This is a genomic window from Pseudomonas sp. P1.31 (assembly GCF_001269815.1).
In the GTDB taxonomy this organism is placed as follows: Bacteria; Pseudomonadota; Gammaproteobacteria; order Pseudomonadales; family Pseudomonadaceae; genus Aquipseudomonas; species Aquipseudomonas rustica.
In genome coordinates, this window is the sequence record NZ_LHVN01000036.1 from 193,346 (window position 1) to 210,094 (window position 16,749).

Annotated in this window: 16 protein-coding genes; 5 read left to right on the forward strand and 11 right to left on the reverse strand. The window is 60.1% G+C overall.

The window, feature by feature from the left end; translation table 11 throughout:
• Positions 1 to 43: 43 nt before the first annotated feature.
• From leuS to AD669_RS23620, 5 genes are all read left to right on the forward strand, one after another.
• Complete coding sequence (leuS, locus tag AD669_RS23600; RefSeq protein ID WP_053124153.1) at positions 44 to 2,650, forward strand: leucine--tRNA ligase; 2,607 nt, start codon at positions 44 to 46, stop codon at positions 2,648 to 2,650.
• A gap of 87 nt (positions 2,651 to 2,737) precedes the next feature.
• On the forward strand, positions 2,738 to 3,343 hold the full coding sequence (gene lptE / locus AD669_RS23605) for an LPS assembly lipoprotein LptE (RefSeq protein ID WP_053124154.1): 606 nt from the start codon (positions 2,738 to 2,740) through the stop codon (positions 3,341 to 3,343).
• 39 nt (positions 3,344 to 3,382) lie between these two features.
• Positions 3,383 to 4,420 (forward strand): DNA polymerase III subunit delta, encoded by a 1,038-nt coding sequence (gene holA / locus AD669_RS23610; RefSeq protein WP_053124156.1) that lies wholly within the window; start codon positions 3,383 to 3,385, stop codon positions 4,418 to 4,420.
• Between the two features lie 175 nt (positions 4,421 to 4,595).
• On the forward strand, positions 4,596 to 4,760 hold the full coding sequence (gene arfA, locus AD669_RS23615; protein WP_053124158.1) for an alternative ribosome rescue factor ArfA: 165 nt from the start codon (positions 4,596 to 4,598) through the stop codon (positions 4,758 to 4,760).
• A gap of 61 nt (positions 4,761 to 4,821) precedes the next feature.
• Positions 4,822 to 6,144: a lytic murein transglycosylase gene (locus AD669_RS23620; RefSeq protein WP_053124160.1), complete on the forward strand. Its 1,323-nt coding sequence runs from the start codon at positions 4,822 to 4,824 to the stop codon at positions 6,142 to 6,144.
• An 87-nt stretch (positions 6,145 to 6,231) separates the two neighbouring features.
• On the opposite strand, the gene AD669_RS23625 is transcribed toward AD669_RS23620, so the two are convergent.
• From AD669_RS23625 to rsfS, 11 genes are all read right to left on the reverse strand, one after another.
• Positions 6,232 to 7,179, reverse strand: coding sequence for an LD-carboxypeptidase (locus AD669_RS23625; protein ID WP_053124162.1), 948 nt, complete (start codon positions 7,177 to 7,179; stop codon positions 6,232 to 6,234).
• A 107-nt stretch (positions 7,180 to 7,286) separates the two neighbouring features.
• Positions 7,287 to 8,285, reverse strand: coding sequence for a lipoyl synthase (gene lipA / locus AD669_RS23630; protein ID WP_161806657.1), 999 nt, complete (start codon positions 8,283 to 8,285; stop codon positions 7,287 to 7,289).
• 25 nt (positions 8,286 to 8,310) lie between these two features.
• Positions 8,311 to 8,958: a lipoyl(octanoyl) transferase LipB gene (lipB, locus tag AD669_RS23635; RefSeq protein WP_038361904.1), complete on the reverse strand. Its 648-nt coding sequence runs from the start codon at positions 8,956 to 8,958 to the stop codon at positions 8,311 to 8,313.
• The gene (locus AD669_RS23640) at positions 8,958 to 9,233 is read right to left on the reverse strand and encodes a DUF493 domain-containing protein (RefSeq protein ID WP_039761816.1); all 276 of its coding nucleotides are present in this window, start codon (positions 9,231 to 9,233) and stop codon (positions 8,958 to 8,960) included. Before AD669_RS23640 ends, lipB begins: the two co-directional genes overlap by 1 nt.
• 85 nt (positions 9,234 to 9,318) lie before the next feature.
• Entirely contained in the window at positions 9,319 to 10,476 is a 1,158-nt protein-coding gene (locus AD669_RS23645; protein ID WP_053124166.1) for a D-alanyl-D-alanine carboxypeptidase family protein, read from the reverse strand.
• A gap of 190 nt (positions 10,477 to 10,666) precedes the next feature.
• Positions 10,667 to 11,680, reverse strand: coding sequence for a septal ring lytic transglycosylase RlpA family protein (locus AD669_RS23650; protein WP_053124168.1), 1,014 nt, complete (start codon positions 11,678 to 11,680; stop codon positions 10,667 to 10,669).
• Positions 11,680 to 12,690 (reverse strand): lytic murein transglycosylase B, encoded by a 1,011-nt coding sequence (mltB, locus tag AD669_RS23655; protein WP_053124170.1) that lies wholly within the window; start codon positions 12,688 to 12,690, stop codon positions 11,680 to 11,682. Before mltB ends, AD669_RS23650 begins: the two co-directional genes overlap by 1 nt.
• A gap of 17 nt (positions 12,691 to 12,707) precedes the next feature.
• A complete protein-coding gene (rodA, locus tag AD669_RS23660) occupies positions 12,708 to 13,811 on the reverse strand; it encodes a rod shape-determining protein RodA (RefSeq protein WP_053124173.1) in 1,104 nt (367 codons plus the stop codon).
• A 31-nt stretch (positions 13,812 to 13,842) separates the two neighbouring features.
• Positions 13,843 to 15,738, reverse strand: a complete 1,896-nt coding sequence (gene mrdA / locus AD669_RS23665; RefSeq protein WP_053124174.1) for a penicillin-binding protein 2 — start codon at positions 15,736 to 15,738, stop codon at positions 13,843 to 13,845.
• A 10-nt stretch (positions 15,739 to 15,748) separates the two neighbouring features.
• The gene (gene rlmH / locus AD669_RS23670) at positions 15,749 to 16,216 is read right to left on the reverse strand and encodes a 23S rRNA (pseudouridine(1915)-N(3))-methyltransferase RlmH (RefSeq protein WP_003185785.1); all 468 of its coding nucleotides are present in this window, start codon (positions 16,214 to 16,216) and stop codon (positions 15,749 to 15,751) included.
• A gap of 9 nt (positions 16,217 to 16,225) precedes the next feature.
• On the reverse strand, positions 16,226 to 16,720 hold the full coding sequence (rsfS, locus tag AD669_RS23675) for a ribosome silencing factor (RefSeq protein ID WP_053124176.1): 495 nt from the start codon (positions 16,718 to 16,720) through the stop codon (positions 16,226 to 16,228).
• Positions 16,721 to 16,749: the final 29 nt, after the last annotated feature.

Here is a 16,749-nt window from a genome sequence, read left to right on the forward strand (position 1 = left end):
GTTGAAGAGGATTAGGCCACCCCTATCCAGTACAAAAGTAGCCATGCACGAACAATATCAGCCCCGTGAAATTGAAGCCGCCGCCCAGTCGTTCTGGGATGAGCAAAAGTCCTTTGAAGTCAGTGAACAGCCAGGCAAGGAGACGTTCTACTGCCTGTCGATGTTCCCTTACCCCAGCGGCAAGCTACACATGGGGCACGTGCGCAACTACACCATCGGCGACGTGATCTCCCGCTACCAGCGCATGCTCGGCAAGAACGTTCTGCAACCGATGGGTTGGGACGCTTTCGGCATGCCGGCAGAAAACGCCGCAATGAAGAACAACGTAGCCCCGGCCAAGTGGACCTACGAAAACATCGCCTACATGAAAACCCAGCTGCGCAGCCTGGGTCTGGCGGTCGACTGGTCGCGCGAAGTCACCACCTGCAAGCCGGATTACTACCGTTGGGAACAATGGCTGTTCACTCGCCTGTTCGAAAAAGGTGTGATCTACCGTAAAAACGGCACCGTGAACTGGGATCCGATCGACCAGACCGTTCTCGCTAACGAACAGGTGATCGACGGTCGCGGCTGGCGTTCCGGTGCGCTGATCGAAAAGCGCGAAATCCCGATGTACTACTTCAAGATCACCGCCTACGCGGATGAGCTGCTGGAGAGCCTCGACGAACTGACTGGCTGGCCTGAACAGGTCAAGACCATGCAGCGCAACTGGATCGGCAAATCCCGCGGCATGGAAGTGCAGTTCCCGTACAACGTCGATTCGATCGGCGAAGCCGGCACCCTCAAAGTCTTCACTACCCGTCCGGACACCCTGATGGGCGCGACCTATGTCGCCGTGGCCGCAGAGCACCCGCTGGCCACCCTGGCCGCGAAAAACAACCCTGAGCTGCAAGCGTTCATCGCTGAATGCAAGGGCGGCAGCGTCGCTGAAGCCGACGTCGCCACGCAGGAAAAGAAAGGCCTGCCGACCGGCCTGTTCGTCGAGCACCCGCTGACTGGCGAGAAACTGCCGGTGTGGGTCGCCAACTATGTGCTGATGCACTACGGCGACGGCGCTGTGATGGCGGTACCGGCGCACGACGAGCGCGATTTCGAATTCGCCCACAAGTACAACCTGCCGGTTAAATCGGTCGTGCGTACCAGCTCTGGCGACAGCAACCCTGCGCCGTGGCAAGACGCCTATGGCGAGCACGGCACGCTGATCAATTCCGCTGAGTTCGACGGTCTCGACTTCGCTGGCGCGTTCGACGCCATGGAAGTCGCCCTGATCAAGAAAGAACTGGGCGCCTCGCGCACTCAGTTCCGCCTGCGCGACTGGGGCATCAGCCGTCAGCGCTACTGGGGCTGCCCGATCCCGATCATCCACTGCGATGCGTGCGGTGACGTGCCGGTGCCGGAAGATCAACTGCCTGTCGTTCTGCCGGAAGACGTGGTGCCGGACGGCGCTGGTTCGCCGCTGGCGCGCATGCCAGAGTTTTACGAATGCAGCTGCCCGAAATGCGGCCAGCCTGCCAAGCGTGAAACCGACACCATGGACACCTTCGTCGAGTCGTCGTGGTACTACGCCCGTTACGCCTCGCCGCACTTTGAAGGCGGTCTGGTGGAGAAATCCGCAGCTGATCACTGGCTGCCGGTCGATCAGTACATCGGCGGTATCGAACACGCGATTCTGCACCTGCTGTACGCGCGCTTCTTCCACAAGCTGATGCGCGACGAAGGTCTGGTGAGTTCCAATGAGCCGTTCAAGAACCTGCTGACCCAAGGCATGGTGATCGCCGAAACCTACTATCGTCGCGAAGCCAACGGTGCTTACACCTGGTTCAACCCGGCGGATGTAGAACTCGAACGTGACAGCAAAGCCAAGGTCATCAGCGCCAAGCTGAAATCCGACGGTCTGCCGGTGGAAATCGGTGGCACCGAGAAAATGGCCAAGTCGAAAAACAACGGCGTCGACCCTCAGTCGATGATCGATCAGTTCGGCGCCGACACCTGCCGCCTGTTCATGATGTTCGCCTCGCCGCCTGACATGAGCGCCGAATGGTCGGACTCCGGCGTTGAAGGTTCGCACCGTTTCCTCAAGCGCGTCTGGCGTCTGGCGCAAGCCCACGTTGGTCAGGGCCTGCCGGGCAAGCTCGACATCGCCAGCCTGAATGACGAGCAGAAAGCCGTTCGCCGTTCGATCCATGTGGCCATCAAACAAGCCAGCCACGACGTCGGCCAGAACCACAAATTCAACACCGCCATCGCTCAGGTGATGACGCTGATGAACGTGCTGGAAAAAGCCGCCCAAGGCACCGAACAGGATCGCGCTCTGGTTCACGAAGGTCTGGAAGCCGTAACGCTGTTGCTGGCGCCAATCACCCCGCACATCAGCCACGAAGTGTGGAATCAACTGGGTCACGCCGATGCAGTGATCGACGCCGGTTGGCCAGCCGTGGACGAAAGCGCGCTGGTGCAGGACAGCCTGACCCTGGTGATCCAGGTCAACGGCAAGCTGCGCGGCCAGATCGAAATGCCGGCCAGCGCCACCCGTGAAGAAGTTGAAGCGGCAGCCCGTGGCAACGAAAACGTTTTGCGTTTCGTCGACGGTCTGACTATTCGTAAAGTGATCGTTGTGCCGGGGAAACTGGTCAACATCGTCGCCAGCTAATTGGATCGGGCGTCAGGTTCGCCTGACGCCAAGTAAAACCTTTCGGGCCGCACGGTCGGCCCACCTGGTTTCAAGGGGAGCAACACAATGATCAAACGCAATCTGCTGGTGATGGGCCTCGCCGTTCTGTTGAGCGCCTGCGGTTTCCAGCTGCGCGGCACCGGCACCAACGAACTGGCGATCAAGGAACTCGATCTGAGCGCCCGTAACGCTTACGGCGAGACCGTGACGCAACTGCGCCAGGTACTGGAATCCAGCGGCGTGAAAGTAGTTTCCGGCGCGCCGTACAAGCTGTTCCTGTCCAACGAGCAGGAAAACCAGCGCATCCTCAGCTACTCGGGTAACGGCACCACCGGCGAGTATCAGGTGAGCACCGTGCTCAGCTACGACATTCTCGGCGCCAACAATCTGAACCTGCTGAGCGACAAGCTTGAAGTGCAGAAGGTGTTCATTCACGACGGCAACAACCTCGTCGGTTCCGATCAGGAAGCCAACGACGCCCGTCGCGAAACCCGTCGCGAACTGGTACAGCGCATGATGCTGCGCCTGCAACAGCTGACTCCGGCGCAACTGGATCAACTGCAGGCGACCGCCGATGCCCGCGCCAAGGCAGAAGCCCAGGCCCTGGAAGCGGCGCAGAAAGCTGAAGCGGAAACCCCGCGTCAGTCGCCGCTCGAAGTACCGCAGCAGTAAGATGTTCGGGGCGCTCAGGCGCCCCGTTCGACCTTTCTTATGAAGCTCGCCCCCGCCCAACTCGGTAAACACCTGCAAGGCGCCCTCGCGCCGGTCTACATCATCAGTGGCGATGACCCGCTGCTGTGTCAGGAAGCTGCCGACGCCATCCGCCGTGCTGCCCGCGAGCAAGGTTTCGACGAACGCCAGGTCTTTGCCGCCGACGCCAATTTCGATTGGGGTACGCTGTTGCAGGCCGGTGCCAGCATGTCGTTGTTCGCGGAAAAACGCCTGCTGGAACTGCGTCTGCCGTCGGGCAAACCCGGTGACAAAGGCGCTGCCGCTTTCATCGAATATTGCTCGCGCCCCGCTGAAGACACGGTGCTGCTGATCAGCTTGCCCAAGCTCGATGGCAGCGCGCAGAAAACCAAGTGGGGCAAGGCGCTGGTCGAAGGCCAGCAGACCCAGTTCATTCAGATCTGGCCGGTGGATGCCAGTCAGTTGCCGAGCTGGATTCGTCAGCGTCTGTCGCAGGCCGGTTTGTCGGCCAGTCAGGATGCGGTCGAATTGATTGCCGCGCGTGTCGAGGGCAACTTGCTCGCCGCCGCGCAGGAAATCGAAAAGCTCAAGCTGATGGCGGAAGGCGGACAGATCACCGTTGAAACCGTGCAGGCCGCTGTGGCCGACAGTGCGCGGTTTGACGTGTTCGGCCTGACCGACGCTGTGCTCAACGGCGAACCGGCACATGCGCTGCGCATGCTCGAAGGCTTGCGCGGTGAAGGTGTCGAGCCGCCGGTGATTCTCTGGGCACTGGCGCGGGAATTGCGCCTGCTGGCCAATATCTCGCTGCAGTACAGTCAGGGCACGCCGCTGGACAAATGTTTCAGTCAGGCGAAACCGCCGGTCTGGGACAAGCGCAAACCGCTGATGAGCAAAGCCCTGCAACGCTACACGGCGCAACGCTGGGCGCAGTTGCTGCTGGAAGCTCAGCGCATTGATGCGCAGATCAAGGGCCAGGCGGCGGGTTCGCCGTGGATGAGCTTGAGCCGGTTGGCATTGTTGATGGCTGGACAGCGTCTGACACTGCCTGCTGAATAAGAGCAAAAGATCGCAGCCTTCTGCAGCTCCTACACCGATCCTTGTAGGAGCTGCGGCACGCTGCGATCTTTTGCTCTTGTTTCCTACAATGCGCGCCCACATTTGCCCTATAGACAGACGCCCAACATCGGCAGATTATTTCCCCCGCAAAACCCACCCCAATGAGAGAACCCTCATGAGCAAAAAGCCAGCAAAGCATGGCCCCAACAAGGCCAAATCCATCGTCGCCCAGCCCCTGTTCCGCAGTCGCCAGGAACGACCAACCAAGGGTAAAGGCAGCTACCGCCGCGAAGCCTTCCAGTCTGACAGCTGGGAGGCTTCTTACTTTCTGGCTGCTTAAAGCGCAGTACCCCCTGCTCATGTTAAGGTCTGCACTTGACTCGTTTCCCCTGGAACTGTGCATGCCCCTAAGTCTTTCCCATCGTTGGCCTGTTCGCCAATTGATCGCTGCCTCCAGCTTCATCCTGCTTGTCGCCTGCGCGGAAAAACCCACCGCCGCCGATGCGCAACCTCTTCAAGCTGCCACTGTCGCCACGGCCCCAGCGATTATCCCGCCGGTAGTGCCGTCCGCCGACCCTCTCGATCTTCAGCCGACCCAGACCTTTGCCGAATGGCAAGCAGGCTTCCGTAAGGATGCCTTGGCCGCCGGCATTAGCCCTGAGCTGTTCGATCGCGCATTTGCCAACGTCAGCTTCGACGCGAGCATCATCCGCGCTGACCGCAGCCAGCCTGAGTTCTCCCGCCCGGTGTGGGAATACCTCGATGGCGCGCTGTCGCCGTTGCGCGTACGCAGAGGTCAGGCGCTGATCAATCAGTACGCCGACATTCTGCAAAGCATCGAACAGCGTTACGGCGTCGACCGTCAGGCGCTGGTGTCGGTGTGGGGCATGGAAAGTAACTTCGGCCAGTTCCAGGGCACAAAGTCAGTGATCAATTCGCTGGCCACCCTCGCCTACGAAGGTCGCCGTCCTGGCTTTGCCCATGCGCAATTGATTGCCGCGCTGCAGATCCTGCAACAGGGCGATATCACGCCGGAGAAGATGCTTGGCTCCTGGGCTGGCGCGATGGGTCAGACCCAGTTCATTCCGACTACCTACAACACGCACGCCGTGGATTTTGACGGTGATGGTCGCCGCGACATCTGGGGCAGCCCGGCCGATGCGCTGGCCTCGACCGCGCACTACCTGCAAAGCTCCGGCTGGCAGCGGGGTCAGCCGTGGGGTTTCGAGGTGCAACTGCCGAACGGTTTCAACTACACACTGGCTGACGGTGCGATGCGTAAAACCGTCGCTGAATGGCGCCAACTGGGTGTGATTCTGCCGAATGGCGGTCAGGCTCCGGCGGGCTCCGAGCAATTGTCCGCCGCACTGCTGCTGCCGGCCGGTTATCGTGGCCCGGCGTTCCTGGTGCTGGATAACTTCCGCGCGATCCTCAAATACAACAACTCTTCGTCGTATGCGTTGGCGGTCGGTTTGTTGTCTGAGCGCTTCAGTGGCGGTGGTTTGATCAACGGCACCTGGCCGAAAGACGACATGCCGCTCAGCCGCAGCGAGCGCATTGAACTGCAGAACCTGTTGAGCGCGCGCAACTTTGATGCGGGCACGGCGGACGGGATTATCGGCGCTAACACGCGTAAGGCGATCCGCAGTGCGCAGCAGTCGTTTGGCTGGCCGGCGGATGGGTATCCGACGCATAAGCTGCTTGAGAGCTTGCGTACACAGTAAAGCAAGATCAAAAGATCGCAGCCTTCGGCAGCTCCTACATTGGAATGCGTTCCCCGTAGGAGCTGCCGAAGGCTGCGATCTTTTGCTTTATCGGGTCACCACATCCTGCTCCAGCATCAATTCCTTCTTCCCGGCATCCAGCCGCACCAGCGCGCCCATCGGCAACGTCAGGTTCGGATCACAATGCCCGCTGCGCCACCCCGACAACACCGGGATCCGTAAAGGCTCGAACGTCTGCTTGAGCAAACGGTTCAACGCCTCGACATCCACCCCCGCCACATCCCCCACCAACACCCCACGCAACCTCGCCAGCTTCCCGGCAAGGCGCATCTGCGTCAGCAAGCGATCGATGCGATACAGCGGCTCGTTGATGTCTTCGATCAGCAGAATCACCCCTTCGACATCAATTTCGTAAGGCGTGCCCAATGTCGAAGCGATCATCGCCAGATTGCCACCGAGCAAACGCCCATGGGCAATGCCGGGCTCAACCGTGGTCAAGGGGTAAGCCACCGGGTGGCTGAGCACACTCCCCGCTTTCAACTGACCGCGCAGCATGGCGAAGAATGACGTCACGGTCGGTGGTTCTTTGTCACCAAGCAGGTCAGCGTTGAGCAGCGGCCCGTGAAAGGTCACAAACCCGGCGTAACGACTGATCGCGAGGTGCAGCGCGGTGATGTCGCTGTAACCGACAAAGGGTTTAGCGTTTCGGCTGAGCAGGTCGTAGTCGATCCGATCCAGCAGGCGCGGCGTGCCGTAGCCGCCGCGCAGGCAAATGATTGCATCGACCTCGGCATCGGCGAACGCTGCGTGCAAATCGTTAAGCCGCACCTCATCGCTGCCAGCCAGATAGCCATCCTTTTCATAGACGCCGGGAAACACCTTCAACGCATAACCGCGAGCGCGCATCCACTGCACAGCCTTGTCGCTGTCCAGCGCACCCGGCCCGGCAGGCGCGATAACGCCGATCACGCCCTCTGACGGCAGCGCCGGCACGGGTTTATGCGGAAAAAGGCTGTGGGTCGGTCGAACGGTCATCCATGGGGCTCCCAGTGTGAAGTCATGCGCACACAGTAGTCAGGAAAGCAGGCAAAAAAAAGCCCGCCGGACTTAAAGCCACGGCGGGCATTTTATTCAGCGCTGAATCAGGAACCCATCAACTCAGCCTTGACCAGCTTCGCTTGCTCGTCAGCGTGATACGAAGAACGCACCAGCGGGCCCGACGCAACGTTTTTGAAGCCCATCTTGTAACCTTCTTCGGCGAACCAGGCGAAGGTGTCCGGGTGCACGAAACGCTGCACCGGCAAGTGGCTGCGCGACGGTTGCAGGTACTGGCCGAGGGTCAGCATGTCGATGTCGTGTTCGCGCATGCGCTTCATGACTTCGATGACTTCTTCGTCGGTCTCGCCCAGACCCAGCATCAGGCCGGATTTGGTCGGGATGTGCGGCATCATCTGCTTGAAGCGTTGCAGCAGGGTCAGCGACCACTGGTAATCCGAACCCGGACGCGCAGCCTTGTACAGGCGCGGCACGGTTTCCAGGTTGTGGTTGAACACATCTGGCGGCTCGGCGGCGGTGATTTCCAGCGCGACGTCCATGCGGCCACGATAATCCGGAACCAGAGTCTCGAGTTGCACGTTCGGCGACAGCTTGCGGATTTCGCGGATGCAGTCGGCAAAGTGCTGGGCACCGCCGTCACGCAGGTCGTCGCGGTCAACCGAGGTGATCACCACGTACTTGAGCTTGAGGTCGGCGATGGCGATGGCCAGGCTTTCCGGCTCGTTGACGTCCAGTGGCTTCGGACGACCGTGGCCGACGTCGCAGAACGGGCAGCGACGGGTGCAGATGTCGCCCATGATCATGAAAGTCGCGGTGCCGCCGGAGAAACACTCGCCGAGGTTCGGGCAGGACGCTTCTTCGCAAACGCTGTGCAGCTTGTGTTTGCGCAGCAGGCTCTTGATCCGGTCGACTTCCGGCGAAACCGGGATGCGCACACGAATCCAGTCAGGTTTCTTCGGCAGTTCGGTGGTCGGAATGATCTTTACCGGGATGCGTGCAACCTTCTCGGCGCCGCGCAGCTTGACGCCCGCTTCTACCTTGGGACGCGGGGCCGGGCGCTCGGTCACGTCGAGCGTCGGGATCATGGTTTGCACTGCATCAGTAGTCATATCAGTCGATTCCGCCCGTCAGGGTCGTCTGCTCAGCATAGTCGAGGTGTTTGACGAGCTGCGCGCGCAGCCGGGCACTTACCTCGGCAAATTCAATCGATCCTGCGTGGTCGCTCAGCTGGGTCATCGCCAGCCCGGCATAGCCGCAGGGATTAATCCGTCGAAACGGTTCCAGGTTCATATCCACGTTCAGGGCCAGGCCATGAAAGGAACAACCGTGGCGAATCCGCAAACCCAGAGAAGCGATTTTCGCTCCGTCGACGTAGACGCCGGGAGCATCTGGCTTGGCCGCTGCGGTTACCCCGTAGCTGGCCAGCAGTTCGATCAGGCAAAGCTCCATGCGGCTGACCAGATCACGCACGCCGAAACCCAGCTTGCGTACATCCAGCAACAGGTAAGCGACCAATTGGCCGGGGCCATGATAAGTCACTTGCCCGCCGCGATCGACCTGCACCACCGGGATATCACCCGGCAGCAACAAGTGTTCGGCCTTGCCAGCCTGGCCCTGAGTGAACACCGGCGGGTGTTCGACGAGCCAGATTTCGTCGGCGGCATCACTGCCGCGTTCGTTGGTAAAGCGTTGCATGGCATGCCAGACCGGCTCGTACGCCATCTGGCCGAGCTCACGAAAGCCCAGCGTGCCGGACATCACAGCACCATGTGCACGAAACCGGTTGCCCGCAGTTCGCTGTTGATGTTGTACAGCTGATCCTGATCGGTCGCCACGATGTGCAACTGGATGGTGGTGTATTTGCCGTTGGTGCTTTGACGCTCGTCGATGCGCTCATCATTGATGGTCGCGTGTTTTTTGACGATGTCGATGATCTTGTCTTTGTTGCCCACACCGGTATCGCTGATCACCTTAACGGGATAATCCGTTACAGGGAATTCGATCTTTGGCGCCTTTACTTCGGTATCGGTCATGGCGTAACGGCCTCTAGAGCGCAAGCCGTGTTAACGCGCATGGCCCCGCACCGGATCGGGGCGGGGCCATGCAGGTCAACACAAATCAGTTGAACAAGCCGAAGAAGAATAGACGGATGCTATCCCACATGCGGCGGAAGATACCACCCTCCTCGACGCCATCCAGAGCGATCAGGTCAGCGCTGTGCACGACCTTGTCTTCCAGTTTGACTTCGACTTTACCGATCACGTCGCCCTTGGCGATTGGCGCGATCAGTTGCGGGTTCATGGTCATGCTCGCAGCGAGCTTCTTCAGCTGGCCTTTTGGCAGGGTCATGGTCAGGTCTTCAGCCAGGCCGGCCTTGACTTGATTGGTGGTGCCTTTCCACACCGGGGCTTGAGCCAGTTCGGTGCCCTTCTGATAGAAGGTCTGGGTTTCGAAGAAGCGGAAGCCGTAGGTCAGCAGCTTCTGGGTTTCAGCGGCGCGAGCCACTTCGCTGTTGGTGCCGAACACCACGGCGATCAGGCGTTGGCCGTCACGTACAGCCGAGGACACCATGCAGTAGCCGGCTTCGTCGGTGTGACCGGTTTTCAGACCGTCAACGGTCTTGTCGCGCCACAGCAGCAGGTTGCGGTTAGGCTGCTTGATGCCGTTCCAGAAGAACTCTTTCTGCGAGTAGATCGCGTAGTGAGCCGGGTCTTCGTGGATGATCGCGCGGGCCAGAATCGCCATGTCGTGAGCCGACGAATAGTGCTCAGGGTTTGGCAGACCGGTCGGGTTCATGAAGTGGGTATTGGTCATGCCCAGATCGGTGACCGTCTTGTTCATCAGGTCAGCGAATGCATCTTCGCTGCCGGCGATGTGCTCGGACAGTGCGACGCTAGCGTCGTTACCGGACTGGATGATGATGCCGTGCAGCAGGTCGCTGACAGTCACCTGCGAGCCAACCTTGATGAACATCCGCGAACCGCCGGTGCGCCAGGCGTTTTCGCTGACGGTCACCGGATCGTTTTCACCGATCTGGCCGCGACGGATTTCCAGGGTCGCGATGTACGCGGTCATCAGTTTGGTCAGGCTGGCCGGTGGCAGACGCTGGTCACCATTGTTCTCTACCAGCACGTTGCCGCTGCTGGCGTCCATCAGAACGTAGGCTTTGGCGGCCAGTTGTGGTGGCGACGGCATCATCTCGGCCGCGAAGGCGGCTGGCGAGAGGAGCAGCGGGACTAGCAGACACAGGCGTTTGGCAAAGGTGGTGATGTTCATCCGTCTCTCGAAATCGCTAATGGAAACTGCCCTTGCGGACAAAATTTAATCAGATGGCTTTCTAACGGGCCATCGCGGGTTCAGTTGCTCACTCCAGTCACCCTTGCCGGGCTTTTGTTCTTCGACGAGCCAACAACCTGGTTCACCCCCCAATCGCTGGTGAACCGTCAATCAAGTTCTACGTTGCTACTTATTCAGTGACCACACTTGGCGAACCAAGGTTGGCCAGGCGCACGCTGTTCTGCACCTGGGCAATTTCACCCGGCGAGCCGATCGGCCCCAGGCGAACCCGATGCAGGGTCTGCTGATTGCGCACGATCGAGCTGATAAACACCGGAGCGCTCACCATCCCGCTGAGCTTCGACCTCAGGAGTTCTGCAGCGTCCGGGTTGGCGAACGCGCCCACCTGCAGATACTGGCCAGTTGCTGTTGCAGAAGCGTTTTTTTTTGCACTCATCGGCACAGGTACGGTGTCGGAGGCATGTTGCTGTGGTGGCGGCGTCCATTGCTCGACGGTGCCGGCCGAGGCCGTGATCACCGGCGCGCTGTTCTGCGCGACCTGCGGCTCGTTGAGCATCAGCGGTGCCGGACGGCCTTTGGCGGCCCAGTATTGCTGCGGATCAATGCCTTCGACCTTGACGCGCGCAGTGCCGGTTTCGGCGTAACCGAGTTTTTTCGCGGCGGCGTAGGACAAGTCGATGATGCGATCGGAATAGAACGGCCCACGGTCATTGACCCGCAGAATCACCGTGCGGTTATTGTCCAGGTTGGTCACCCGAACGTAACTTGGCAGTGGCAATGTCTTGTGGGCGGCACTCATGCCGTACAGGTCGTAGACCTCGCCGTTGGCGGTGTTCTGACCGTGAAACTTGGTGCCGTACCAGGACGCCGTGCCAGACGCGACGTAGGTCTTGGATTCCTGCAACGGGAAGTAGGTTTTGCCCAGTACGGTGTACGGGTTGGCCTTGTACGGGCCGGTGTGCAGGGTCGGTGTGGCGTCGGGAATGCGCGAGACATCGACGTCCCACCACGGTGCGCCGTCTTTGTGCGCACGGTTGATGTCCAGACCCGGCTGCGCACGCACAGCAGTGGATGAGGTTGTTTTCGGCGTCGGCGAACGGCTGGTCGTGCAACTGGCGACCAATACTGCCAACGCAGCGAAGGCCACCAGCTTCAGGGGTATATTGTTAGGCAATGCCTGCATTACTTGACGCCCCGTGCTTGTACCAGCTGTTCAGACAGTTGATGTACGGCCATGGCGTACATCACGCTGCGGTTATAACGCGTGATCGCGTAGAAATTCTTCAGGCCCATCCAGTATTCAGGGCCGTTCTCGCCTTCGAGGCGAAATGCAGTAACCGGCATATCATCGCGCAGCGCATCATGACTTGACCAGCCCAGCGCCCGCAACTCTCCGACCGTTTTTGTCGGCTCGATGCCGGTGGTCAGGCCTTCATCGACCTGCTCGCCCCGCACATCGGCGCGGCTGACCACGGGCTCACCCGCGACCCAGCCGTGACGCTTGAAATAGCTGGCAACGCTGCCGATCGCATCATCCGGGTTGTTCCAGATATTGATGTGGCCGTCACCGTCAAAATCCACCGCGTAGGCGCGGAAGCTGCTCGGCATGAACTGCGGCAAGCCCATCGCCCCGGCATACGAGCCTTTGAGGGTCAATGGATCGACCTGTTCCTCACGCGCCAGCAGCAGGAATTCACGCAGTTCCTTGCGGAAAAATTCGGCACGGGGAGGATAGTCGAAACCGAGCGTCGACAAGGCATCGATCACCCGGAAATTACCGGTATTACGTCCGAAAAAGGTCTCGACGCCGATGATCGACACGATGACTTGTGCCGGCACGCCGTATTCCTGCTCGGCACGGGCCAGCGTAGCCTCGTGCTGACGCCAGAAGTCCACACCACGGGCGATGCGCGCGTCGGTGATGAACATCGGGCGATATTCTTTCCACTGTTTGACCCGCTCGGCAGGTCGGGAGATGGCGTCGAGAATCGACTGTTTGCGCTGCGCCTCGCGGAACACACCCATCAGTTGTTCACCGGCGAAACCATAATCGCGGGTCATTTCACCGACGAACTCGGCCACCTGAGGTGAGCCTTCGTATTCGCCGGCCAGCGCTTCCTGCACGCTCCCAAGGAGGCCAACCAGGCCAACCCACGGCGCGCATCGAGTCGCCCAGCCACGCATTACTTGCATTGAACTCTTCACCTTATTCAAACCTGTGCGATCCACTTGCGATGGGTATGGATCGACATCAAAACCCCAAACGCTGACAGCAGCGTCACCAGCGAAGTTCCTCCGTAGCTAATGAACGGCAACGGCACCCCTACAACCGGCAACAGGCCACTGACCATACCGATGTTGACGAAAACGTAAACAAAAAACGTCATGGTCAACGAACCGGCAAGCAATTTACCGAACAGCGTTTGCGCCTGAGCGGTGATCACCAGCCCCCGGCCAATCAGCAATAAATAGATCAGCAACAACGCGCAGATGCCCACCAGGCCGAACTCTTCGCCCAGTACGGCAATGATGAAGTCGGTGTGGCTTTCCGGCAGAAAATCCAAGTGCGACTGGGTACCGAGCAGCCAGCCTTTGCCGAACACGCCGCCGGAACCGATCGCCGCTTTCGACTGAATGATGTTCCAGCCGGTGCCCAACGGATCGCTTTCCGGGTCGAGGAACGTCAGGATCCGTTGCTTCTGGTAGTCGTGCATGATGAAAAACCACATCGCCACCGACACCGGAATCGCCGCCGCCAGCACGCTGAGAATCCAGCGCCAGCGCAAGCCACCCATGAACAGTACGAAAGCGCCGCCGGCGAGAATCAGCAGCGAAGTCCCCAGGTCAGGCTGGCGGACGATCAGCACAAACGGCACACCGATCAGCATCAAACTGATACCGACGTGTTTGAGTTGCGGTGGCAACGTGCGTTTGGACAGGTACCAGGCAATGGTCGCCGGCATCAGGATCTTCATGAACTCCGAGGGCTGGAAGCGGATCACCCCGGGGATGTTGATCCAGCGCGTTGCGCCCATGGCGTTGTGGCCCATGATGTCCACGACCATCAGCAGCACCACCCCGACCACATAACCGAGCGGCACCCAACGCGCCATGAACCTCGGTTCGAGCTGGGCGATGACGATCATCGACACCAGGCCGATGCCAAACGAGGTGGCTTGTTTGGCCAGCAGATCCCAGCTCTTGCCACTCGCTGAATACAGCACGAACAGGCTGCCGGCGGCGAGGATCAGCAACAGAATCAACAACGGGCCATCGATGTGCAGACGTTGCAGCAACGTCGCACGACGACGCATCACATCCTCGCTAGAGAGCATGCGATCAAAATTATTCATCACGGGCCGTAGCCTCCGCACTGATTGGGCTGGCGTATTCGGCCTTCAATCGACCTTCGGGATCGAGCAGCCAGGCGTCCATGACCTGACGCACCACGGGCGCGGCAACGCCGGAACCGGACTCGCCGTTCTCGACCATCACCGAAACAACGATTCGCGGATCGTCAGCCGGGGCGAAACCGACGAACAAGGCGTGGTCGCGGTGGCGCTCCTGAACCTTGGAGCGGTCGTATTTTTCACCCTGCTTGATCGCCACAACTTGCGCGGTACCGGACTTGCCGGCAATGCGGTATTGCGCGCCGATCGCGGCTTTACGCGCAGTCCCCCGCGCGCCATGCATCACCTGCTGCATGCCGTGGTTGACCTTGTTCCAGTCCGACGGATCGCGCAGAACAATGTCTGGCATCGGGTTTTCGTCCACCGGTTTCTGCCCTTCGAGGGATTTGGCCAGGTGCGGACGGTTCCAGATGCCTTTGTTGGCGACCAGCGCGGTGGCTTGCGCCAGTTGCAGCGGGGTCGATTGCATGTAGCCCTGGCCGATCCCGAGAATCAGGGTTTCGCCCGGGAACCAGGCCTGCTTGCGCGTCGCTCGTTTCCATTCGCGCGATGGCATCAGGCCGGGGGATTCTTCGAACATGTCCAGCGAGACCTTCTGGCCAATGCCGAACTTGTTCATGTAAGCCGACAACCGATCGATGCCGAGCTTGTGCGCCAGGTCATAGAAGTAGGTGTCGTTGGAACGCATGATCGCCGTGTCGAGGTCGACGAAGCCGTCACCGGTGCGGTTCCAGTTACGGTATTTGTGATCGTAGTTGGGCAGCATGTAATAACCCGGGTCGAACACTCGGCTCGACGCCGTAATCACACCGGAATCGAGGCCGGCAATCGCCACCGCCGGTTTGATCGTCGAGCCCGGCGGGTACAGACCACGCAGTACGCGGTTGAACAGCGGCCGGTCGATGGAATCGCGCAACTCGGCGTAAGCCTTGAAGCTGATGCCGGTGACGAACAGGTTCGGGTCGAAGCTCGGCTGACTGACCATCGCCAGCACTTCGCCGGTCTTCGGATCGAGCGCCACCACCGCGCCACGACGACCGCCCAGTGCAGCTTCGGCGGCTTCCTGCAGTTTGATGTCCAGGCTCAGAACGATGTCTTTGCCGGGAATCGGATCGGTACGCTTGAGCACGCGCAACACGCGGCCACGGGCGTTGGTTTCCACTTCTTCGTAACCGACCTGACCGTGCAATTCCGGCTCGTAGAAACGCTCGATGCCGGTTTTGCCGATGTGGTGGGTGCCGCTGTAGTTGACCGGATCGAGGCTCTTCAGCTCTTTCTCGTTGATCCGCCCCATGTAACCCACCGAGTGCGCAAAATGCGCGCCCTGCGGATAGTGACGGACCAATTGCGCCACCACTTCGACGCCGGGCAGACGGAACTGATTCACCGCGATACGGGCGATCTGTTCTTCGCTCAGCTCGAACAGGATCGGCACTGGCTCGAACGGCCGGCGCCCCTGACGCATGCGCTTCTCGAAAATCACCCGGTCTTCCGGCGTCAGCTCAAGCACTTCGACGATGACGTCGAGCACCTGCTGCCAGTCGCCGGAACGCTCGCGCGTCATGCTCAGGCTGAAGCTCGGACGGTTGTCCGCCACCACCACGCCATTGCGGTCGAAAATCAACCCGCGCGTAGGCGGAATGGGCTGCACATGGACGCGGTTGTTTTCCGAGAGCGTCGAGTGATAGTCGTACTGGATCACCTGCAAGTAATACAGCCGCGCGATCAACACGCCAATCAACAGCACAATCGCCACGGCCCCGAACACGACGCGGCTACGCACCAGGCGTGCGTCCTTTTCGTGGTCCTTGATGCGGATCGGCTGAGACATGAGGGCAGGATTACTTGTGGTAAGGGTGACCGGACAGCACGGTCCAGGCACGGTACAACTGTTCGCCGATCAGAATCCGCACCAGCGGGTGCGGCAACGTCAGCGGCGACAACGACCAGCGTTGATCAGCGCGGGCACAGACTTCCGGCGCCAGCCCTTCCGGGCCACCGACCATGAAATTGACCGTGCGCGAATCCAGCCGCCAACGATCGAGTTCGACCGCAAGCTGCTCGGTGCTCCAGGGCTTGCCATGGACTTCGAGGGTCACAATTCGCTCATTCGGCCCGACCTTGGCCAGCATGGCTTCGCCTTCCTGACGGATGAAGCGGGCCACGTCGGCATTCTTGCCACGGGTGTTGAGCGGAATTTCCACCAGTTCCAGCGCCAGCTCGGAAGGAAGACGCTTGGCATATTCATGCCAGCCTTCTTCCACCCATTTAGGCATGCGTGAACCGACGGCGATCAGGCGCAGTCGCACAGCAATCCCTTACAGCTGGTCTTTGTTGAGCTTGGTGAAATGCTCGTGGGTGTTTTCCGGGCTGTGGTGCTTGGCATCCGCCGCACGGCTTTGCTCGGCGCCGGCCCACAGACGCTCCAGGTCGTAGAACTGACGCGCCGAGGCGGTCATCATGTGCACGATCACGTCGTCCATATCCAGCAGAACCCAGTCGCTGTCGCCCTTGCCTTCTTCACCCAATGGCTTGACGCCCTGGGCTTTGACCGCTTCGCGAACCTTGTCCAGCATCGCGCCGATCTGGCGGTTGGAGGTACCGGTGGCGATGATCATGAAGTCGGTGATGCTTTGCTTGTCGCGAACATCCAGGATCTGGATGTCTTGCGCCTTGACGTCTTCAAGGGCAGCGACAGCGACTTTTACCAGCTCTTCGCCAGCCAGCTCTGGGCCGGTTTTTACTTCGACCGGCAGCGGTGCGCTCTTGAACGTGCCTTTGCGCTTAACTTTGCTTACGTCTTTGTCAGTCATATAAAACTCGTTTTGCTCGTGTATTCGGC